The organism is Psychrobacter sp. Pi2-1 (genome assembly GCF_904846645.1).
Lineage (GTDB): Bacteria > Pseudomonadota > Gammaproteobacteria > Pseudomonadales > Moraxellaceae > Psychrobacter.
Genome location: NZ_CAJHBO010000019.1, coordinates 22,474 through 45,374 on the forward strand (window position 1 = coordinate 22,474; position 22,901 = coordinate 45,374).

The window sequence follows — 22,901 nt, forward strand, 5'->3', positions numbered from 1 at the left end:
AACAAAGTCTTCATTAAAATCCTTTATTAATAACCACTTAACTTATTCTATGAATAGCAATGCTCCGTAGCCTCATGGTAAAAAGACTACAGAGCATTGGGTATAATACTTACTAAATGTTAGCTGTCGCGCAGCTGTACAGAATGCTGGTCAGTTAGCGCTTGTACCACTTTATCTGTGGCAGTCTTGACGGCTTCATCAGACAACGTTTGCGTACTATCTTGCCATATCAGTGCAAACGCTAGTGAGCGCTGGCCTGCTGGTACTTTGTCACCTTGGTAAACATCAAATAACCAAAGATCAGTCAACAAATCACCTGCTGCAGTTCGCACCGTTGTCTCTAGCGTCTGCAAACTGATGTCACTGTCTACCAAGATAGCAATATCGCGGCGTACTTGCGGGAACTTGCTTGGTGTCGTGATAGCATGCTGCTCACGTGCAATCGTCAATAGCGGTGCCAGTGACAATTGAGCGACCCAGGTAGTAGTCAGATCTAATTGCTTAGCAGTATTTGGATGCAACTGACCCAACCAACCAATATATACATCATCGATATATAACTCAGCGCTTTGTCCTGGATGCAGGAAGCTCAGCGTACTACGCTCGTAGCGGATACGTGCGCTATCGATTTGTGCTGGTAATAGCTGCTCAATGTCATGCTTTAGGTCATAAAAATCTAAGGCGCGGTTTTGATAAGCTTGCTCGCTCCATATATCACCAACTGCGACTAAAGCAATACTTGGCGTTTGTACTAAGTCACTAATACTTTGTCCAACAAAGCTAAGACCTGTCTCGAAGAAACGTACACGTGGCTGCTGACGATTTAAGTTATATTGAACGCAAGGCAGTAGGCTCGATAGCAAGGTACGACGCATAACGGCCAAATCACTAGAGATAGGGTTTGCCAGTGCCAATACCTCCCCTAGCGCTTCGTCGTCAAGCAATGCTTCTAGTTTTGCATCACTAAAACTAAAGCTGATCGCTTCCATATAGCCGTTGTCGACCAATGCGAGCTTCATCTCATGCGTCAAATCTGCAGTATCATCATAATCCATACTAACTTGCAAATGTGGCAGGACGCTTGGAATATTGTCATAGCCATAGATACGAGCAATTTCTTCGATTAAATCCTCGCGGATACTCATATCAAAACGATAAGATGGCGGCTTGCAAATCAGTGAATCGCTTTGCTGCTCTACGTCAAAACCCAATTGGGTCAAGATACGTACCATCTCAGATGGCTCAATATCAATCCCAATGACATCACGAACTTTCGCGATTGGCAATGTAATCGGTGCGCGTGCTGGCAAATGCTCAAGGTTTTCGACCGTGACTATTTGACCTGCTTCCCCGCCAGTAATACTGGTGATTAAATCACAAGCTCGTGCCAACGCTAATGCTGGTAATTCAAAGTCGACACCACGCTCAAAACGCTGTGATGCGTCCGTATGTAGTCCGAAACGACGTGCGCGTGCAGCAATGGCTAGCTGATTAAAGAAAGCACTTTCCACAACGATATTGGTAGTACTATCAGTGACACTGCTACGCTGACCACCCATAATACCAGCCAGTGCCAAGGCACCTTTGTCATCAGCAATCACAAGCTCATCACCCGTCAAGGTAACGGTTTGCTCATTCAGCAAAGTAATGGTTTCATCAGGCTGTGCCAAACGTACAACGATATCACCTTCGATCGTGTCTGCGTCAAACGCATGTAACGGTTGACCCAATTCCATCAATACATAGTTGGTCACATCGACCAGGAAGTTATGTGAACGTAGTCCTGATTGTACTAGCGCATCTTGCATCCATTTCGGCGTATCGATGCCACGGTCAATATCGCGAATCGACTGCAACAAATAACGAGGGCACGCTTCCTTTGCATCGACTGTCACAGCTGGTGTTGCGGCAGTGCCAGCGGTATTGGCCGAGATTTCTGGCGTTTGTACAGGTAAGTCGTTGATGACAGATATTTCACGAGCGATACCACGTACGCTAAAGCAATCACCACGGTTTGGGGTGATTGAGATATCCAATATTTGATTATCTAAACCTAGATATTCACGAATATCTGTACCAACTGGTGCATCTTCAGGCAGCTCAAGCAAGCCATCTATATCATCGACTAAATCAATTTCAGAAGCGCCGCATAGCATGCCATTTGAGGCCACACCGCGTAGCTTACTCTTTTTGATTTTAAACCCTTTCTTATCATCGCTTGGCAATACCGCACCAACGGTAGCGACAGGCGCTTTCATGCCAACGGTCACGTTAGGAGCACCGCAGACAATTTGTAATGGCTCAGCGTCACCGATATTTACCTGAGTAACACGCAATTTATCTGCATCAGGATGCTGCTCAACGCTGATGACTTCACCGACAACCACACCGCTAAAAGCACGGGCAACCGCATAGCGATCATCAATCTCAAGACCTGCCATAGTCAACTGTTCGGCTAACTGTTCGCTAGTATTTGTAGGGTTTACCCACTGACGTAGCCACTGTTCGCTAATTTTCATAAATATCTCGGATCAGAATTTTATAATAAAGATGTTGGAGTAAAGCTTGGCGAATTCGCTTGCTATAGTCAATCCTATATAAATTAGATACAGCGTCAGGCTCGCTCAGTCTACAATTGGTAGCACTTTCACACGCCTTCCTTAGATCTAAATTATCTTGAACTGACTATATAGGTATAAAGAAAACTCTAGCCAAATTGCTTTAAGAAGCGCACGTCATTTTGGAAAAACAAGCGCAAGTCATCAATACCGTAATACAGCATCGCAAAGCGCTCGATACCCATACCAAAAGCAAAGCCAGTGTATTTATCGCTATCAATACCGCAATTGGTCAATACTTGTGGATGCACCATGCCGCAACCCATTACTTCAAGCCACTTGCCATTGTCATCTAAGATATCCACTTCTGCAGACGGCTCAGTGAATGGGAAAAACGACGGACGGAAACGTACGGTCAGCTCTTTGGCAAAAAATGCTTCTAGAAACTCACTGATTAAACCTTTTAGCTCAGCAAAAGTGCTCGACTCGGTGACCATAAGGCCTTCTAGCTGATGGAACATCGGCGAATGAGTTTGATCTGAGTCGTTACGATAAACACGACCTGGGCAAATGATGCGAATCGGCGGTTCGTTCTTTTCCATGGTACGAATCTGGACAGGACTAGTATGCGTACGCAATAGATAATGCGCATCAAAATAAAAAGTATCATGCATCGCGCGTGCAGGATGGTGCGACGGGATATTCAACGCTTCAAAATTATAGTAGTCGCTCTCGACTTCAGGGCCAGTTGCGACATTGAAACCCGCTTGAATAAAGTACTGCTGCATACGCTGAGTAATCATAGTTACTGGATGTAGATGACCTTTTTGACCACCGCGAGCAGGCAAAGTAATATCAATACTCTCGGCCTCCAACTTGGCATTGAGCGCTGCGACTTCTAGTTGCTGCTGTTGGTCTGTCAATGCTTGCTGAATGCGGCTACGTACTTGATGCAACCAGCCGCCATAAGTTTTTTTATCATCAGCATTGAGCTTGCCCATCTGCTTTGACCAGCCCGTTAACGGACTCTTTTTACCAGTCAATTGCACACGCAAATCTTGCAGTGTACGCGCATCAGTTACTTGTAGGATTAGGGCTTCAGCAGCACTCGCAAATTCGGTAAGCTGAGCTTCGTTAAGCTCATTGAGCTCTGGAGACAAGGTCGGTAGCGCCGACAAGTCGTTGGTGGCAGCAGGGTTAGTCATAAGACGCATTATTCCTGATTTGAACGGACTATTAATTGTAGGGATTTGACCAAATATTGCAAACCATTTATCCAGTTATGTTTATATAAAAGATTAATATAAAGGCTGGTTAGAAGAATGGCTTGAATATTTAGACGATAATAAGCGTATTTTTACTCAATAAAGTACAATATAAAGCATGCTTAGAATAATTTAATATAAAAAAAGCCACCGACCAGCGGTAGCTTTTATTAATATCATACTATTAATCAATATTAGTCCTATCCATTTAGACAATTGCTTATAAATAATTATTTAAAAGCATCATACCTAAAGGACGGTTAATATTTAGGCCAATTCCGCTTTTGCTTTTTCGACCAATGCTGTGAAAGTCGCTGCATCATGCATAGCGATGTCTGCTAGAACGCGACGATCGATTGCGATGTTTGCTTTTTTCATGCCATTGATGAAGCGGCTATAGCTTAAGCCGTTTAAGCGTGCACCAGCATTGATACGTGCGATCCAAAGACGACGGAAAGTACGTTTCTTGTTGCGACGGTCACGATAAGCATATTGACCAGCTTTGGTCACTGCCTGTACCGCTACGCGGTAAACACGTGAACGGGCACCGTAGTAGCCTTTTGCGCGCTTTAAGATTTTTTTGTGACGGCGATTTGCCTGTACACCACGTTTTACACGGGCCATAATTTACTCCAAGATTTTTTAATCACTGTTAAGCGAGTGATGATGCCGTTAAATAACAAACATCATTGTCAGATTGCAAAGTCAAATATTTTCAATCAAAGATAGATGACGGTAGGCTATTAAATGTATGGGCACATACGACGAACTGCTGCTTCGTCAGACTTGTGCACCAACTTAAGACCACGCAATTGGCGAATACGCTTAGCTGATTTCTTGGTCAAAATATGGCTTTTGAATGCTTGCTTACGCTTGAAGCCATTCGCTGTTTTTTTGAAGCGTTTAGCTGCGCCGCTTCTGGTTTTCATCTTAACTTTCATGATGATTTGCCTCTTTTTCTGTTTTAGAACCTGGTCGTCAAATAGTCATACTGAATAATCGTTATATAGATAACCACTAAACCTCTATTTGCCTCGAGGTGGGAGGCGCTATTTTAGCAGATAGTGCCTTGTTTTGCCAAGTAAAGTTTTGGCGAGGTTTTAGTAGACAATATAGACAAGTAATCAGCATCAAATAAGCGATAGCAGCTCTCTTAAAAGCCTTAATAAAACGGCTGATTTTTATCCAAATAGATTGAATGTCAGCCTAAGCTGTGCTTAAGTAGAGACTGAGCTATATCTTCATATAAACACTATTAAAACCACCTTATTCACTATGAATATTTACGCTGTAATGTATAGCTATAGCTATAACGATAACAATGCTGCCAACCTACAGCACGATAAATAGAACAATCTTTGGCCATCACTCTAGGAGATAGTGTGTCAAAACAAGAGTTAGTATTTGACAACGACTTGTTTGTTTTTGAGACAGTGATGCGTGTGCGTCATACGGAAGCCGACGCAGGACAGCACATGACGGTCGAATCTCTGACAGCGTTATTGTCCGAAGCACGGCTAAGATTTTTATATGCTAAAGGTGTCAAAGAAATCAATGCAGACCATCAAGGCTTAATTATTGATAAATTGCAGCTAGATATTGTGAGCCGTATCCGCGTACGAGAAGAGTTGTTATTTGAAGTGGGTGTTGAGCCAATATATGATAATGGCGGTAATATAATCCTAAAAGTAACGCGGATGCACACGGGCGAGATAGTAGCAAAAGCGCGCCAGCATTTTAGAGGTTACGACTTTAACCTCAATAAAGTGACTAAGCTTGATAATACGATCAAAGAAGCGCTGTATCCACATTTGTTTAGACTGTAGAATCGCTTATTATAAATAGTATGCTGTCATTTAGCATACTTGCACTCTATAGCGCATTTAGTTGACATCATATTGCAGAGCATTTCAGATAATCTCCCCGCTTTAATCATAAGTAGTATAATTGCTTATCACTCTTTTTCACTTTCTACCTATAAGACGACAAATACATTATGACTTTACCTGCTTGGCTGACTGCCGTAACTTTTAATGATGATGGTTTGATTCCTGCAATTGCTCAAGATCATCAAACAGGTCGTATTTTGATGATGGCGTGGATGAATGCAGAAGCATTACAGCTCACTGCACAAACACAGACAGCGGTTTATTTTTCGCGCTCGCGTGCCAAACTGTGGCATAAAGGTGAGTCATCAGGTCATACGCAAACCGTACATGATATTCGTCTAGACTGTGATGCAGATGTGATTGTGCTTAGTGTCACTCAGGCTGGCGGCATTGCTTGCCATACAGGACGTGAGTCGTGCTTTTATCAGCGTTTGGATTTATCAGGCCAAACGCCTGAATGGCAAACCGTCGATAAAGTATTAAAAGAGCCTGCGGATATTTATCATTCTCATGAATCTACTAGCGATACTCATGAAACTGAAAACACTGGTGCGAAGACTGACTCTGATACTACCCAAGCACAATCTGATATTGCTCAAGCACAAGTCGATAAAGCCTCTGTACTACAGCAGCTTGATAGCGTATTAGCAGAGCGCAAACAAGCCGATGCCGACAGCTCTTATGTGGCCAGTCTGTATGCTAAAGGATTAAATAAAATATTAGAAAAAGTCGGTGAAGAGAGCACAGAAAGCATTATCGCTGCCAAAGATTTTGCTAACTGCGATGAGAGTACAGACAAAGAAAGCTATGATGAAGCTCGTCATGAGCTAATTTATGAAGTCGCAGATGTCTGGTTCCATACCTTGGTTGGGCTAGCATGGTTTGATATAGAGTCGGATGCCGTGTTAAACGAGCTAGGCAGACGTTTTGGGTTATCCGGTATCGATGAAAAAGCCGCTAGATAAGCCTAAATAAAAAATAAACGTCTATTTTATTGGATTATTGTTGCTTTCACCTATTTGTAATAAGTGCAGGTTATAATATAGCTCTGTTTTATCTCGCATTATATGCCGATGCTTTTTGTTTGCTAGATAGACCTTTTTGCAAACTAAAAGCAGGCATATAAAGACTGAAAACCAAGTCACAAAACCAGGTCACAAGGATACCATTATGGGTAGTTTTTCTATTACACATTGGCTGATACTATTGGTCGTTGTCGTTGTCGTGTTTGGCACCTCAAAACTCAGAAATGCTGGTAAAGATTTGGGCGGTGCTGTGAAAGGCTTTAAAGAAGCTGTCAAAGATGAAAATACAGAGCATGCCAAAAAACATGCGGTTCTTGACCACGATGCGACGGCACACACTGAAGAGCGCTCAACCACCAAGGTTGATGATAAGCATAACGTATAGCATCTAAACAGTGACATCGGACCATTATGTTTGATATCGGGTTTTCTGAACTACTTCTCTTTGGCGTTATCGCCCTAATCGTACTGGGCCCAGAAAAACTGCCACAGGCAGCGCGCACGGCTGGGCAATGGTACGCCAAAATTCGCCGCACAGTCTCAACATTGCAATCTGAAATAGAGGCTGAGCTTGACTTGGCTGAGACACGTCAGCAAATGCAAAAAGAACTTGCCAAAATTCGCCAGACTGAAGCCGAAATGAGGCGTGAAATGGCTGAGATGCGCGGCAATATGAAAGCTTTTGAAAGCTCACATAGTCCTGCTTCGATAGCTTCTGAAACCGCTATGAATGCTGAAAATAGCAAAGGCAACGAAGCTCATAAAAATAGCCGCATACAAAAGCAGCAATCGGCCACGCCAAAAGCATTCGACTATGCTTATGCCACTGACGAGCAGCCAGATACATTAGAAAATGGACAATTATCTAAGCGTGGTCACAGCGGTGACGATGTAGATAATGCAAATGTGGGCGATGCAAATATAGGTGACAACGCCAAGGCAGCGCCAGTTGTTCAGACCATCATTACCCGACCTTGGGAAAACATGTGGTTTCGACTTGGCGCTTATGACAAAGCACGTCGGCTCCCAATGCCACCATATGTCCCAAATTATAAAGCGGATGCCCTACTCAACAGTCCTGCCAACATGCAGACTTCTGACCATAAGCAGGAGACTGATTGATGTCATTATTCAAGCGCAAAAAAAGTCGTCAAGAGAAAATCGCTGTTTCTGCCATTACTGACCCAAATGTCATTGATCAAGATACTGAAACAAAAACCAATACCACTCAAGATAAAAAATCAGATGATGTTTTAAGCCCTTTGGCTGATATGCCTATTACCGAGCATTTGATTGAGCTGCGTCGGCATTTGATCAAAATATGTGTGGCGGTACTGATAATATTTTTAGGTTTGGTCGGCTATTCGCGCGAGCTATACAACTTGTTGTCTGACCCATTGGTTGCGCAGTTACCCGCCAACTCAACCATGATTGCCACCGATATCACGTCAAACTTTATGGCGCCGATACGTCTGACCGTATTTGTAGCTGCATTTTTGGCGATGCCCTATATCCTTTATCAAATTTGGTCATTTGTAGCGCCTGGTCTGTATAAAAAAGAAAAGAAAATTGCTATTCCAGTGCTGCTATCCTCTATATTTTTGTTTTATGCTGGTGTGGCTTTTTCTTACTTTATTGTGCTCAAAGGGGTCTTAAAATTCTTTATCATGTTTGCCCCGCAAAACGTACTACCCATGACGGATATCGATAGCTACCTCAGTTTTTCCTTGAAATTATTTATGGTATTCGGCTTAACCTTTGAGATTCCAGTTGTTACTTTGCTATTGATATTGGCAGGTATTGTCTCCATTCAGAGCTTAGAAGAGAAACGTCGTTATATCATTGTGGGCTGTTTTGCTGTGGCTGCCGTTGTCACGCCGCCAGATGGCGTATCGATGCTCATGCTAGCGATTCCGATGTGGTTGTTGTTTGAGCTTGGTTTGTTTTTGGCGAAGATTTTAATCAAAGAAGAGCCCAGTCCTACTCTCGTGTCGACAGACAAAGAATAAAACACTTATCAGTCTAATCCAGACTGAAATAAAGTTATTGATTACATATAGCTATGCGTTAAACTACCATTACACCGTTTTATTCTTGCCTCATTAGTAAGCTGATTGCTTATTATCACGTTTTAGCATCACCATCATCTATAAGCCATTGTTTACCCAGTGGCTTTTTTTTGCCCCTTTTGTTTTTAATCAATTTTTGTATTTAGGTAGCTTTATTATGTCCGCATCTATGCCAGCTTATATGAGCGATCCCACTGACGAGCAGCTGAGCGCGCTGAATATGGCGATGGATCACAAGTCGTTTAAAGTGGTTGCTTATGCGGGCGCCGGTAAGACAACGACGCTCAAGCTAATCGGTGAGCGCTTACGTGGCCGCGGACTATATCTGGCCTTTAACAAAGCGATTGCTAATGATGCTCGTTCAAAGTTTCCGCCACATGTAGAGTGCCGTACTTTTCATTCACTTGCGTATCGTCATGTCGCTCGTGATATTACCGCCAAGCTATCTTTGCCGCGCTTTTCACCTAAGCGCCTCGGTGATGATTTGGGACTACAGCCTGTACAAGTGCGTCGGCAGATGGATGGGGTCAATAAATATATTACGCTCACGCCAGCACGACTATCGCGGTTCGTCAGCGATGCAGTAAGTAATTTTTGTAGCACGCATGCCAGCTACCCTGCGCCAAGGCACATACTGTTCCCAAGCTGGCTCGATGACTCAGATGCAGAACAGTTACGCGAGATGCTCTACCCTGCTGTTGAGCAGCGCTGGTTACAGTCGATTGATGCGCGTCACCCTGCTGGTATTGGCCACGATATTTATCTCAAGCTTTGGGCACTATCTAAGCCTAGTATCCCAGCGGACTTTATCTTATTCGATGAAGCTCAAGACGCCGATCCCTTGATGATGGGTATCTTGACCCAGCAGTCGAGACAAGTCATCTATGTGGGCGATGCGCATCAGCAGATTTATGAATGGCGCGGCGCGGTCAATGCGATGAAAAAGTTGCCATTGCCGCAGACATTATTGACGCAATCTTTTCGCTTTGGTGAGCCGATTGCAGAAGTGGCCAATACTCTATTAAAAGCACTACAAGAGGACGTACCGCTAAAAGGCAATCCGAATAAACAGTCCTCTACCGATAAGGGCATGGTACATAGCAAAAAAGATGCTATTTTGTGCCGTACCAATGCTGCTGCCATGTCACAACTGTTGACAGGATTAAAGCACGGGCATCGCGTGGCACTACAAGCGGATACCGATCGTATGCTCAAATTCTGCCAAGCAGCCGAAAATTTAAAAAATGGTAAATCGGCTTACGGTGTACCTGAGCTGGCGTATTTTTATAATTGGGGTGATGTGCAAGAGTACGCTGAGACTAACGAAGGTAGTGACCTAAAAACACTGGTCAAACTGGTCGATGACCATGGCACTAATGTCCTCAGCCAAGCGGTCAATAGTCTGACCAGTATCGAAAATGCAGATTATGTCATCTCTACCGCTCATAAAGCCAAAGGGCTCGAATGGGGCAAAGTACAACTAGATGATGATTTTTACTACGATGTGACCACCAACGCGGTCAAAATAAGCCCAGAAGAGTTGCGTTTGCTCTACGTTGCTTGCACGCGCGCGCAAAGCAATTTGGATATTCATAATATTAAAGACTTGATATCAGGATTACAGACGGGCAAAAAAGTGATTTTTGGTAATACTTAATTATCCTACACTTCTGTCAGCCTCAAGTTTTATTCAATCTTTCTTATAACGACCCTTTAGCAGTGAATCACCAGCATGAATAATAGCCAGCAACTTCAAACGCGTCAAAATACTATTAATCAGTTATTTGCAGCTCCCGTGCGTTTGCTCGCGCCTATGGAGGGCTTGACCGATCCATTAATGCGCCAAATTTTAACCCAAATTGCGTCTGACTTGGGTCGTCCTTATGATTGGTCAGTGAGTGAGTTTATCCGCATTACTCAGCACATCTTGCCTGCACATGTGTTTTATAAATATGTGCCTGAGCTACATCATGATGCCAAAACGGCCTCTGGTACGCCTATTCATGTACAGATTTTGGGTAGCGAAGCGCAGCTGATGGCAGAAAACGCCGCGTACGCTTGTGAGCTCGGTGCGCCTGCGATTGATATCAACTTTGGCTGTCCTGCAAAAACAGTAAATAGCCATCGCGGTGGTTCTGTATTGTTAGATGAACCTGAAACAATGTATCAGATTATCAGTGCCGTACGCCAAGCCATTCCCGCCCATATACCAGTATCAGCTAAGATTCGTCTGGGCTATACCGACACTAGCCGAATGGATGATATTCGCGGCGCAATTAACGACAGTGGAGCCGACTGGCTCACCATTCATGCACGCACTAAGACCCAAGGCTATAAGCCGCCCGCCTATTGGGATAAAATTCAAAGTTTTAATGCGCTCGATATTCCAGTCATTGCCAATGGCGAGATATGGACAGCAGCGCAAGCAAATGAATGTATGACGCAAGCAAGTACACCGCATTTGATGTTAGGTCGCGGTGCAGTAACACGTCCTGATTTAGTGGCACAGGTTGATAATGATACTGAAAAAAATACTGACAGCGGAGAGAATACGGCTACATTATTATGGCAAGATTTGATTGCCCATCAGATTAAGTTTTTGGAAGGTGAGGCAAAGAACGATGTGGTGTTGGTCGGTCGCTATAAGCAATGGTTAGGGATGCTCACCAAAGGCTATTTTGAGGCGCAAACAGTGTGGGAAGGTATCAAACGAGAAAAAAATAAAGCGGTGATTATTAGCGCCCTACAAGCAAGCGTACGAGATTAATCACTTGCTTGTGTTTGAGCGTTTTGGCGGTTACGGATATTTTTACTAGACGCTGACTCGTATCGCTAAATAAAATAGCATCAGACAGCAGGCCATTGATAGTACCCAGAGGATAGAGCGGAACATTGCCAAATTAGTAATATACGCCACGCAAAAACCAATTCGTATCATCACATACAGCCAAGCCAACACGTTGATAATCGACTGCGGTACAAAGAACAACATAGCTACCAATACTGCCGCCAAAAACACTGGCAAGGTTTCATAACTGTTTTGCTGTGCTGCATTAGCACGTGCTGCCATGCCTGTCGCATTTTGAAAAAATTCGCGAGGATGTGCATTATTTCTGATTCTAAAGCCACCAGATACTTTTGCAACGATTGACACCGCCCATGGCAGTAGGCTTGCTACCACCATGGCTAAAATGGCAGACGCCACTTTGTCAGTTACCAACTCAAAGAATGCACTTATCATTATATAAGTCCCTAGCCTGCAACCACTTCGAAATCATGGGTAATATTGACCCCACCTGCTACTAACATACGGCTGGCAGAGCAGTATTTTTCTGCTGATAACTGGATGGCTTTTTCGACTTGTTTTTCTTTGACCTCTTGACCAGTGACAATGAAATGCATATGAATATCGGTATAGACCGCTGGTACGGTTTCAGCGCGCTGGGCAGTTAGCTCACAACGTACATCCGTCACTGCTTGGCGTGATTTCTGTAAAATTTCTACGACATCATAACTGGCGCAACCACCTAGTCCTAGCAAAATCAGCTCCATCGGGCTTGAGCCTTTTTCTTTATCAGCATCGATTTGTACATTATGTCCTGATGGTGACACGCCCATAAAAGCTTTGTTCTCTTGCCATATGACGCTTGCTTTTGATTCTGACATTGTAGATGTTCCTTGTTTTGAATGGCGTATTGCCTATTATTATTGTGTGAATGATATATTGCCCAGCTAGTGTAGCATAAGCCAAAGCAAGATTTTATAGGCTCATTGTTTTGCTGTTAGCTCACCAGTGAAATCTATGCTTTTATCACTTTATACATATCAGAATATTGGAGTTCGATATTTTACCGAATAATCTTATATCCATATGCCTATTACTACTCTTCAACACTTGTCTAAAAATGCTATATAAAAACCTACAAAAGTTTGCTTGTAAATAGTTGATTTTAAAAGGTAAAACTCGTGAAACATTTTATAGCAAAATACTGTTACACATTTTGCTTGTTTCTTGGTTTAATAACGGTAATGAATCTTGTTTTGAGCGAATATCGATAACAATCACCTTATAATAATTACGATTGCTGTCACGGTTTCAAGTTAAAACAAGCTATTTTTAAACAAATTAAAAGGTTTAGTCATGATAGATGCAGACGGCTTTCGCGCCAACGTCGGCATCATCTTGGCAAATACACAAGGGCAGGTTCTGTGGGCAAAACGTATTGGTCACAACGCTTGGCAATTTCCGCAGGGTGGTATCGACCGCGGGGAGACGCCGATGGATGCAATGTATCGCGAGCTCTGGGAAGAGGTCGGCTTACATCCGCGTCACGTAGACTTATTGGCAGTCACGCAAGACTGGTTGCGCTATCGTTTGCCAAAACGTTACGTACGTCATGGTCAGCATCCCTTATGTATTGGGCAAAAACAAAAATGGTTTTTGCTACGCTTAGATGAGCCAAATACTCAACATATCCGCTTTGACGAAGGGAAACCTGAATTTGACCATTGGCAATGGGTCAGCTACTGGTATCCACTCGGACAAGTGATTCACTTTAAACGAGGCGTTTATCGCCGTGCCTTACAAGAATTGGTACGCGAACTCCCGCTAAAGCAAGAGCTGATCATTCCTGAGCAAAATAATCACCTGCTTATGTAATGAGTCACTCAATAGTACAATGCAAAACACCCACGATAGTAGCTAGAATGTTAGCAATTACCGTGGGTGTTTTTTTATTATCTACTAACAGTCATTGTCAGTGATTATGATTATGGATTGTCAAACTCTCGGCTAACAATATCAGCCATATAGCTTGCTCCCGTATTTTTTTCTTTGCGCAACGTTAAAATGCTTTGAGTGCGGGTACCATAAGTAGGTTTGCTAGTTTCAGTATCGCCAAAAGCGACGGGTTCAATATAAACAGACGATAACATCTGCTCCACCTCAAATGCCACGCCAGTAACAGGCAGTTTATCTTCTGGTGCTTTCGTACTATCTGACAAGACATTAAAAGCCGCCGCTTGCCAGTACGCAGGCGAGCTATCCTCTGCAATCAATGGCAGCACTTCTTGACGTAGTCGCCCGCGCAATTGCTCTGTCTTAAACCAACTGTCCTCTGGTTGACCATTAGAGATAACATGCAGACCTGCATATAATGGCGTGGGTGCATGACCACGATTATTGACGATCACAGCTTGCGCAGCGTCACCAATGATCAGATTAAAACCCGCATAATCCTGCAAATCAATCTGCCGTGCAAAATCCATCGGACTTAAAGCCCCTGTTAAGAATTCAGTGACCAGTGCACCACGTGAGCGCTCATCACTGCTTGCTTGCACTCCATCACGAAAATTCAATACCGCAGCCCAACGACCATTTTGTTCATAATACTCTGGACTCTGCACTGGTGACGCTTGCTGATGAATGCCTAACCACGTGCCACCGCTTTGCTTATCGCGTCCAGCATAAATAGGTTGATCAGACCACTGGTGGAGCGGCTCAGTTGGGCGCTGCAAAAACTCATCACGATTAGACAGTAATACCAGTGGTAACTCATCAAATAATTGCCAAGCAATAGCGACAATACACATAGCTTTCCTTTTATAATAATTTTCGTTATGCGAGTAATTCTTAATAGAGGCAAAGATATTATTTCAGACTTTACCTATTGATAAGGTAGCACTTACAGGTAGTACTTATTAATTGCCAGTTAGCAATTTATTGGCAGGATAACTAATTTGGGAGGTTGAACGTATTACTTGTGATTGCTTACTTGGTAAGTCAAACTCCCACGCCACCATGCCTTGATTGTCATTCCAATCTCGCTCAGTGACAGGCGGCGTATGCGTCACCGCAACCTTTAAACTATCGTCACGACTGATAGGTTCACTGCCCAGTACTTGTAAGCGTACGCTACGATTGTGCTGATTGGTAAACTGATATGCTTTGGTGGTCGTCAGTGTTTGCGTACGGTTTAGCACACCTTTTTCACCTTGCTTATCTTCATTGGTCAGCTCTTTTACGAGCATATTTGAGTCACGACCAAATCCAATCCCCTGCTCTTTTAGCACTTGATAATTATAACGCGACTGACCCACATAATTGTCATCACGGTACAGCTGTAGCGAACCATCGACCCAGTCCGGCATCAAAAACGGCGCTGACGCATACCAGTAGGCAGCAGTCTCAACACTTGGCGTACTGCGAATCCAGAGCTTACTATTACCTGTCTGCTCGCCAATCACTGTGCGTACGCGTCTCCCGTCACTCGGAATACTGACCAACTGCGGTAAACGATATTCGATAATGCCATTTTTGTTTTGGCTACTGACCGTGAAACTAGGTAGCGGTGCCATAGCTGCCCCTGCTCCTTTATTATAAGCAGGCTCTTCCATCATAACAGGGGACGCATCCATCATAGGTAGCTCACGTCTTACTCGAGCATCTTCGCTCTCTTCATACAACGATAGACGTTGCACATACGGCAGTTGCCCTGTCGTACTTTGATTGGGGTTCACGGTGCTGAGTATCAGTGGTACATTTGTCCAGTTCTCGCCAGTTTGCTGAGCAATAATCGCAGAGGCTGTGATACTTAACTGCTCACTATTTGTGTTTAGACGAGCTTGATACGCAGGCTCCCAACCTGCACCTTGCACTTGATAATGCAACTTAACGCTACTCGGCGAGCGACTTGCCGTACGTACACTCACCTGTGTCACCTTGTTAAAGGTCGATGTCGCGCTGCCTGCCATCAGTTGATTAAGCGCGTCTTGGGCACGCGCTTGTCGCTGTTGAATCTCTAAAATTCTTTGGTTAATACTGGTCGCTTGATTTTCTATATCGCGGGCATTATTGGCAATCGTGCTATCTGTATTGACTTGCGTGGCTTTGGTCAAATTCTGCAAGTAAGCCTTTGCTAACCGTGCCGCTTCTAATTCAGCATTGATATTGGCTAGGGTATTTTGCTGCGTCTGTACCTTGGCGTCACCTTGATACTGACATTGGGCTGCCTGCTCACCTGTCAGCTCTTCGATACTGACTTCCCCAACGTTGACACTACCTGTCGCCTGTACGCTTAGACTTTCTTTATCCATATAAGGTGACAAGCACGAAAACACCACCGTTTGCTCACCGCTACCTGTGATTGGCAATGCGCGCGTCACGCTCGCCAGCCCCTGATAAATAGTCACCTGCTCGACACTACTGGTGGCCGCTTGCGCCGAAGACAATCCCAAGACGGCACTACTACCAAGTACAAATGGCAGGATAGCAAATCTAGTTATCTGATTAAGCGGCGGTAATACACTGCCATGGCCTGTTGAGACAGACGAATCCGTTAATTGTGCATTCATACATCATTCCTTAGCAGTAAAATCCATCATGGCAGCCACGCATTGGCTCAACGCGCAAAATAGTAACTATCTTAGAGATATTACCGTAGCCGTTTTGCAGGTCTTTGGCAATAAATGCTTTTAGCAGACTGCACTTTTAGCAATAAACGCCTTTAGCGATAAATCTCTTCATATGGTAGCTCTTCAATTTTAAAAATTTGGTTTTAACATTGCACCATTTTTTTGTTCATCTCCCCTTTATGGTGCAATTTATTAACCATCCTGCACTAAATTAATGAATATATTAATCAGAACTTAATTATTGCTCAATTATTACTCGATTATTGGCTTTTTTAACTTGGCACGGAACTTGAACTCTTAATAGGTGTTCAGGAACATTATTTTACCTTTTGTATTTATTAGGAGATGTCCATGTTTTCGTTACCAATTTTAGCCAACACTCAAGTAGTAGACCCTCAATCACACGGAAAAATAAAATCACGTTTTTCGTTACTAGCGGTGGCCGTCGTTGGCAGCTTAAGCCTTATTGGTTGTCAAAAACCTGCTGAAACTGCAGCATCAACAGAGACAACCGCTGAAACTAGCACAGAAACGACCACCGAGCCTGCCGCTGATGGCGACACGATCAAAGTGGGCATCTTACATTCGCTATCTGGCACCATGGCCATCTCTGAAACTTCTCTAAAAGACACGGCACTCATGACCATTGATGAGATCAATGCCAATGGCGGTGTACTCGGTAAGCAACTCGAACCAGTCGTCGTCGACCCTGCTTCTGATTGGCCATTATTCGCTGAAAAAGCCCGCCAGCTACTCACTCAAGATAAAGTAGATGTCATCTTTGGTGGTTGGACATCGGTATCACGTAAATCGGTATTACCTGTGGTTGAAGAGTTAAACGGATTGATGTTCTATCCAGTGCAATACGAAGGACAAGAGCAGTCAGAAAATATCTTTTACACGGGTGCGGCACCAAACCAGCAAGCCATTCCAGCGGTAGAGTACTTGATGAGCGAAGAAGGCGGCGGTGCAGAGCGCTTTGTGTTGTTAGGTACTGATTACGTCTATCCACGCACCACCAACCAGATTTTAAAGGCATTTCTAAAATCGAAAGGCGTGGCTGATGCAGACATCATGGAAGAGTACACACCATTTGGTTTCAGCAATTATCAAACCATCGTATCTAATGTCAAAAAATTCTCAACGGGCAAAAAGACCGCGGTTATCTCGACCATCAATGGCGATTCAAACGTCCCGTTCTATCGTGAGCTTGCCAACCAAGGTATCAAAGCGTCAGATATTCCAGTCATGGCATTCTCAGTCGGTGAAGAAGAGCTACGCGGTATCGATACCAGTCTGCTACAAGGACATTTGGCGGCGTGGAACTACTTTATGTCGATCAAAAACCCAACCAACAGTGCCTTCACCAAACGCTATAAGCAGTATGCATTGGACCAAAAACTACCGAATGCTGAAAAAGTCGTGACCAATGACCCAATGGAAGCTACTTATGTCGGTATCAATATGTGGAAGCAAGCTGTCGAAAAAGCAGGTACGACTGATGTCGATAAAGTACGTATTAGCATGGCGGGACAAACGTTCGATGCACCTTCTGGCTACACGCTAAAAATGGATGAAGAAAACCATCATCTATGGAAGCCCGTCATGATTGGTCAAATTCGTGCCGATGGACAGTTTGATACGATTTTCAAAACGCCAGAAGTCATCCAAGCCCAGCCATGGAGCGAGTACATTCCTAAATAACCTGCCCTAAAAATAAAATGATACTGAAAGTCACATGGATAGTAACTGAATAGTAGGCGGATGGATAAACGACACTGATAACAGTCCTAACGCCTACTTTTCACATTTATTTTCAACACTTATTCTTAACCTTTAAATAACACCAAACCTTATCAACTCTTCTATCGCTTAATCCGTTAAGCAGTAGTGGCTAAGGGTTTGTTGTCTGTGAAAAACAGGGAGCCGCACATGCAGCACCATACTTTACGCCCTTTTGTAGGGCCAACATCGTCCAAAAATGGTAATAACCCACAAGCATCAGTCAGTGAAGTCATGCAGCATGCGGCTCGTTTTTCAATTTATGCGCCTCTGCGATTACTTGCATTGATGGCATTATGCATAACAACCTTCATCACCACAGCATATGCGGATCATGATGGTCAGGTACATGACCACGATACGGATACCGCTAATAGTGAGCAATCTTTGCTCACACCTGTCAACGTAGCCACTTCTACTCAAGTCAGCACCTCAAATATTTCAACAGCAACTTCTACAAGTTCAGGTGATGCCATTCAACAATTCGTGGCGGGCGATTTTAGTAAGCGCCAAGCCATGCTAAGTGATTGGCCAGGATCCGTTGAGAGTTTAGATAGTTTGGTTGAATTCATTGCCAATGATGAGCTATATCAAGGCAACGGTGGGCAAACTTATCTACTGAATAAAGATGACCAGCTGTTTACTTATCCTGATAAAAAAGAAACGGCGGATTGGCCAAGTGATTTATCACAAATCACCCTCACTAATGCCCTTCGCTCAGCGCTCATCTTTGGTCAAGCCAAGGTAAAACTAGCATCTGACAAGCCCGCACAACGCCTGCAAGCTGTAGAGATTTTGGCCGATAATATTGACCAAGTAGATCCAGCCATTATCACCATCGCAACAGCAAATGAGGACAGCGCTAAAGTCAAAAAGGCACTAACTGCACTACAAGCTCGTATTGATTTCAAAAACGGTGACCTGCCCACTCAGATTGCAGCGGTCAATCTACTTGCAGATAGTGATAGCCCACAAGTATTGGTCGATATCGAGTCTGCCCTCGCGTCTGATGGCTTAGATGCCTCGCTTAAAGCTGCACTTATCGATGCTGAATCTAGCGTGTCACGGCGTATTGAAATAAGCACATGGACAGGTCATATTTTCACTGGTATGAGTACCGCCAGTATTTTACTGCTCGCCGCACTTGGTCTCGCCATTACCTTTGGTTTGCTCGGCGTGATTAATATGGCGCACGGTGAGCTGATTATGATCGGGGCTTATACCACTTATATGGTGCAAAACTTCTTTCAAGCTTACATGCCAGATATGGCTGGTTGGTATTTGCTTGCTGCTATTCCAGCTGCTTTCTTAGTCAGTGCCATCATCGGCATGATTATTGAACGTATCGTGATTCGCCCATTATATGGTCGTGAGCTAGAGACCTTGCTGGCGACATTCGGCGTGAGCTTAATATTGATGCAGTTGGTACGTATGATTTTTGGTGCTCAGAATGTTGAAGTCAGTAACGTGGCATGGCTCAGCGGTGCCTATCAGGTGTCATCAAGTTTGGTACTGCCTTATAACCGTATCGCCATTATTGTTTTTACCGTCATCGTCGTGGCGCTACTGGTGTACTTACTCAACAAAACGCGCTTTGGCTTGTTTATACGAGCCGTTACCCAAAACCGTCAAATGGCACGTGCTGTTGGTATTCCTTCTGCACGTATCGATATGATGGCGTTTGGTTTGGGCTCTGGGCTGGCTGGTATGGCTGGCTGTGCCCTTGCTCAAGTCGGCAACGTTGGTCCTGATTTGGGACAAACCTATATCATTGATACGTTTTTGGTCGTCGTTGTTGGCGGGGTCGGACAAGTATGGGGCGCAGTATTGGCCGCCTTGGGACTTGGTGTGAGTGGTACGGTGCTTGAGATTGGTATTGGTGCAGTATTGGCAAAGATTGTGTTGTTGGTTCTTGTGATTCTGTTTATTCAGAAACGGCCACAAGGTTTATTTGCACTTAAAGGCCGCTTTGTCGAATAAGGAGATTCCTATGATACTGACCAAATTACTGTCTGATACACCGCGTAGTGCTGTTTTAATTGGCTTATGTTTTGCCGTACTACTGATACTGCCTTGGCTACATCTTATGCCGGAGACATCAGCCTTTCACCTTTCAGCCTACTGGATTACCTTGATTGGCAAAATCATGGCACTAGCGATGGTCGCTCTGGCGCTAGATCTCGTCTGGGGCTATGCCGGTATTTTGAGCTTAGGACATGGCCTGTACTTTGCCTTGGGTGGTTATGCATTTGGCATGTACCTAACACGTGAGACAGCAGGTGATGGCTTACCGGACTTTATGCGCTTTTTGAGCTGGACTGAGATGCCATGGTACTGGGCTGGCACGCAGCATTTTTGGTGGGCAGTCGCACTGGTCGTATTAGTGCCTGGCTTGGTTGCTTTTATCTTTGGTTTTTTTGCCTTTCGCTCAAAAATCAAAGGCGTTTATTTTTCCATCATCACTCAAGCCATGGTCTATGCAGCAGCCTTGCTGTTCTTCCGTAATGAGACAGGCTTCGGCGGTAACAATGGCTTTACTGGTTTTACCACCTTACTCGGCTATGACATTACCGCTGCCTCTACTCGTTCAATGCTTTGCTTTGTCACGGCCTTAGCATTGTTAGTCTCTTATATGGGTTTGCGTCATTTAATGAATCAGCCTTATGGGCGAGTACTTGGTGCGATTCGTGACAGCGAAAACCGCTTGCAGTATTTAGGTTACCGTACGTTGTGGTACAAGCTATCCGCTTGGGTGCTGTCCGCCGTCATCGCTGGTGTCGCTGGTGCGCTATACGTACCACAAGTCGGAATTATTAACCCGAGTGAGATGAACCCAGTGAACTCAATTGAGATAGCCGTCTGGGTAGCGACTGGTGGTCGAGGAAGCTTAATTGGCGCGATTTTAGGAACTGGTGTGGTAAACGCTGTAAAAACCTACTTTACGGTCGCCTACCCTGAGTTTTGGCTATTGATTTTAGGCGGACTATTCGTCGTCGTGACGTTGTTTTTACCCAATGGCATTATGGGCTTGTTCGATCGATTCAAAAAGGAGAAACAATAATGCTAAATGATAAACCGTCAACGACTGAACAATCGACCAAAGCGCTATCTGAATATGATCATACTGATGGACGTGACGGTCTCAGTCACCCCAAAAAATCAGGCGTCGACTTTAGCCATGGTATTGCTCTGTACTTAGAAAACGTGAGCGTTTGGTTTGATTCATTTCGCGCACTTAATAATTTATCGCTCTATATCGAAGAAGGCGAGCTACGCTGTATTATTGGTCCCAATGGCGCTGGTAAAACCACGCTAATGGATGTCATTACGGGTAAAACCCGCCCTACCGAAGGGAGCGTGTTTTTTGGTCAGACTCATAATCTTGCCAGCTTATCTACCGAACAAATCGCTGAAGCGGGTATCGGCCGTAAGTTTCAAAAACCTACTGTCTTTGAAAATTTTACGGTGATGGATAATCTGTTACTTGCTGCGCCAAAGGACAAACGTGTGGTTAAAAGCTTGTTTAACAAACTCGATGCCGATACTCGCGATACCCTCGACGCGACTCTACAGCAAATTCGCCTGACTGATAAAATCAACAAACCTGCTGGTTTGCTCTCTCACGGGCAAAAACAATGGTTAGAGATTGGCATGCTACTGATGCAAAGCCCCAAGCTGATTTTGCTTGATGAGCCCGTAGCAGGTATGACCGATGCAGAAACTGAGCATACCGCCGAGCTGTGTCTACGCCTTAAAAAGAATCATACCTTGGTCGTAGTTGAGCATGACATGACCTTTATCGATGCTATCAGTGAAAAAGTCACGGTATTGGCACAAGGGGCGATTTTGGCCGAAGGTACGTTAGCTGAAGTGCAAGCCAATGAGGCAGTGATTGAGTCCTACTTAGGTCGATAGCCGAACGAATCATCTAGACGAGCCAAACGAATATTCCCTTTAAAATATTAGAAAAGTTTTAGAGTTTAGGAGACAGCCATGTTACAAGTGAACGATATCAACCAATATTACGGCGGCAGTCATATTTTACGAGACGTCTCGTTTACAGCGCCTGTAGGCGCGTGCAGCGTGGTACTTGGACGCAATGGCGTGGGCAAAACCACGCTACTCAAATGTTTGATGGGGATACTACCGATTAAATCAGGAGAGATTTTGCTTAATGATAAAGACATTAGTAAAATGTCTCCAGAGCAACGTGTCCGAGCAGGTTTGGCTTATGTACCACAAGGACGCGATATTTTTTCGACACTGACGGTAGAAGAGAACATATTAATTGGTATGGCCAAATTTTCACGCAGCAAGGCAAAGCATGTACCCAAACATTTATATGATATTTTCCCCGTACTCGATGAGATGAAACATCGACGCGGTGGTGATTTGTCTGGTGGTCAGCAGCAGCAGCTTGCCATTGCACGCGCCTTAGCCTCCGAGCCGACTGTATTGATTTTAGACGAGCCAACTGAAGGTATTCAGCCTTCTATCATCAAAGATATTGGCCGAGTCCTACGTGACTTGGCTGACAAAGGTGACATAGCGATTGTACTGGTTGAGCAGTTTTACGAGTTCGCCGAAGAATTGGCTGACAATTACACGGTACTATCACGCGGCAAGGTAGTCTCACAAGGTGCAGGCGACACGATGGTCGAAAATAACGTACAAGATTTGGTCGCCATCTGATCTCTTTTAATAATAAATGTCATAATACAAATTGGTAGTGAACGCTCGATAATGCTAAAAATGGCATTTTTATCTCAAGCTAATAGCTACCAAGATTACATATCATCACGAAAACACTCCTTAATTAAAGTCATTTTTTTCACCTCACTTCTTATCTCTTTTAACTCTTAGCCTATACATTCTGTACCATCTCAAAAACTCAAATTAC

Annotated in this window: 20 protein-coding genes and 1 pseudogene; 13 read left to right on the forward strand and 8 right to left on the reverse strand. The window is 44.1% G+C overall.

The window, feature by feature from the left end; translation table 11 throughout:
• Positions 1-119: 119 nt before the first annotated feature.
• The 4 genes from pheT to rpmI form a co-directional block, all read right to left on the reverse strand.
• Positions 120-2,519, reverse strand: coding sequence for a phenylalanine--tRNA ligase subunit beta (pheT, locus tag JMX91_RS10605; RefSeq protein ID WP_201549040.1), 2,400 nt, complete (start codon positions 2,517-2,519; stop codon positions 120-122).
• A 188-nt stretch (positions 2,520-2,707) separates the two neighbouring features.
• Positions 2,708-3,763 (reverse strand): phenylalanine--tRNA ligase subunit alpha, encoded by a 1,056-nt coding sequence (pheS, locus tag JMX91_RS10610; protein WP_201549041.1) that lies wholly within the window; start codon positions 3,761-3,763, stop codon positions 2,708-2,710.
• 327 nt (positions 3,764-4,090) lie between these two features.
• Positions 4,091-4,447 (reverse strand): 50S ribosomal protein L20, encoded by a 357-nt coding sequence (gene rplT / locus JMX91_RS10615; RefSeq protein WP_011281252.1) that lies wholly within the window; start codon positions 4,445-4,447, stop codon positions 4,091-4,093.
• Positions 4,448-4,566: 119 nt separating this feature from the next.
• A complete protein-coding gene (gene rpmI, locus JMX91_RS10620) occupies positions 4,567-4,764 on the reverse strand; it encodes a 50S ribosomal protein L35 (protein ID WP_057761939.1) in 198 nt (65 codons plus the stop codon).
• A 441-nt stretch (positions 4,765-5,205) separates the two neighbouring features.
• Between rpmI and JMX91_RS10625 the strand changes: the two genes are divergently transcribed.
• The 7 genes from JMX91_RS10625 (at position 5,206) to JMX91_RS10655 (ending at position 11,573) form a co-directional block, all read left to right on the forward strand.
• Positions 5,206-5,649 (forward strand): acyl-CoA thioesterase, encoded by a 444-nt coding sequence (locus JMX91_RS10625; RefSeq protein ID WP_201549042.1) that lies wholly within the window; start codon positions 5,206-5,208, stop codon positions 5,647-5,649.
• Between the two features lie 170 nt (positions 5,650-5,819).
• Positions 5,820-6,677, forward strand: coding sequence for a bifunctional phosphoribosyl-AMP cyclohydrolase/phosphoribosyl-ATP diphosphatase HisIE (gene hisIE, locus JMX91_RS10630; RefSeq protein ID WP_201549043.1), 858 nt, complete (start codon positions 5,820-5,822; stop codon positions 6,675-6,677).
• A 205-nt stretch (positions 6,678-6,882) separates the two neighbouring features.
• Complete coding sequence (gene tatA / locus JMX91_RS10635) at positions 6,883-7,122, forward strand: Sec-independent protein translocase subunit TatA (protein WP_057761945.1); 240 nt, start codon at positions 6,883-6,885, stop codon at positions 7,120-7,122.
• A 26-nt stretch (positions 7,123-7,148) separates the two neighbouring features.
• On the forward strand, positions 7,149-7,859 hold the full coding sequence (gene tatB / locus JMX91_RS10640) for a Sec-independent protein translocase protein TatB (protein WP_201549044.1): 711 nt from the start codon (positions 7,149-7,151) through the stop codon (positions 7,857-7,859).
• Entirely contained in the window at positions 7,859-8,746 is an 888-nt protein-coding gene (gene tatC / locus JMX91_RS10645) for a twin-arginine translocase subunit TatC (protein WP_201549046.1), read from the forward strand. The genes tatB and tatC overlap by 1 nt, the downstream gene beginning before the upstream one ends.
• A 217-nt stretch (positions 8,747-8,963) precedes the next feature.
• Entirely contained in the window at positions 8,964-10,463 is a 1,500-nt protein-coding gene (locus JMX91_RS10650; RefSeq protein ID WP_057761950.1) for a UvrD-helicase domain-containing protein, read from the forward strand.
• Between the two features lie 75 nt (positions 10,464-10,538).
• Complete coding sequence (locus JMX91_RS10655; protein ID WP_201549048.1) at positions 10,539-11,573, forward strand: tRNA dihydrouridine synthase; 1,035 nt, start codon at positions 10,539-10,541, stop codon at positions 11,571-11,573.
• Between the two features lie 45 nt (positions 11,574-11,618).
• Here JMX91_RS10655 and JMX91_RS10660 read toward each other — a convergent pair whose 3' ends face one another.
• The gene (locus tag JMX91_RS10660; protein ID WP_406947838.1) at positions 11,619-12,047 is read right to left on the reverse strand and encodes an MAPEG family protein; all 429 of its coding nucleotides are present in this window, start codon (positions 12,045-12,047) and stop codon (positions 11,619-11,621) included.
• A gap of 11 nt (positions 12,048-12,058) precedes the next feature.
• Positions 12,059-12,472 (reverse strand): OsmC family protein, encoded by a 414-nt coding sequence (locus JMX91_RS10665; RefSeq protein ID WP_201549050.1) that lies wholly within the window; start codon positions 12,470-12,472, stop codon positions 12,059-12,061.
• A gap of 475 nt (positions 12,473-12,947) precedes the next feature.
• Between JMX91_RS10665 and JMX91_RS10670 the strand changes: the two genes are divergently transcribed.
• Entirely contained in the window at positions 12,948-13,466 is a 519-nt protein-coding gene (locus JMX91_RS10670) for an RNA pyrophosphohydrolase (RefSeq protein ID WP_057761956.1), read from the forward strand.
• Positions 13,467-13,576: 110 nt separating this feature from the next.
• Here JMX91_RS10670 and JMX91_RS10675 read toward each other — a convergent pair whose 3' ends face one another.
• Entirely contained in the window at positions 13,577-14,398 is an 822-nt protein-coding gene (locus JMX91_RS10675; RefSeq protein ID WP_201549052.1) for an NRDE family protein, read from the reverse strand.
• Positions 14,399-14,506: 108 nt separating this feature from the next.
• Positions 14,507-16,159, reverse strand: a complete 1,653-nt coding sequence (locus JMX91_RS10680) for a DUF4139 domain-containing protein (RefSeq protein ID WP_201549054.1) — start codon at positions 16,157-16,159, stop codon at positions 14,507-14,509.
• A gap of 411 nt (positions 16,160-16,570) precedes the next feature.
• Here JMX91_RS10680 and urtA point away from each other — a divergent pair, with 411 nt between their 5' ends.
• The 5 genes and pseudogenes from urtA to urtE all read left to right on the forward strand — a co-directional run bounded on the left by urtA (position 16,571) and on the right by urtE (position 22,693).
• Complete coding sequence (gene urtA, locus JMX91_RS10685) at positions 16,571-17,923, forward strand: urea ABC transporter substrate-binding protein (protein ID WP_201549056.1); 1,353 nt, start codon at positions 16,571-16,573, stop codon at positions 17,921-17,923.
• A 228-nt stretch (positions 17,924-18,151) separates the two neighbouring features.
• Positions 18,152-19,981: an urea ABC transporter permease subunit UrtB gene (gene urtB, locus JMX91_RS10690; protein WP_413786794.1), complete on the forward strand. Its 1,830-nt coding sequence runs from the start codon at positions 18,152-18,154 to the stop codon at positions 19,979-19,981.
• A gap of 10 nt (positions 19,982-19,991) precedes the next feature.
• A complete protein-coding gene (gene urtC / locus JMX91_RS10695) occupies positions 19,992-21,062 on the forward strand; it encodes an urea ABC transporter permease subunit UrtC (RefSeq protein WP_201549058.1) in 1,071 nt (356 codons plus the stop codon).
• A gap of 98 nt (positions 21,063-21,160) precedes the next feature.
• Positions 21,161-21,916: pseudogene (gene urtD, locus JMX91_RS10700) on the forward strand (urea ABC transporter ATP-binding protein UrtD); the annotation flags it as partial.
• A gap of 78 nt (positions 21,917-21,994) precedes the next feature.
• A complete protein-coding gene (urtE, locus tag JMX91_RS10705) occupies positions 21,995-22,693 on the forward strand; it encodes an urea ABC transporter ATP-binding subunit UrtE (protein ID WP_201549061.1) in 699 nt (232 codons plus the stop codon).
• Positions 22,694-22,901: the final 208 nt, after the last annotated feature.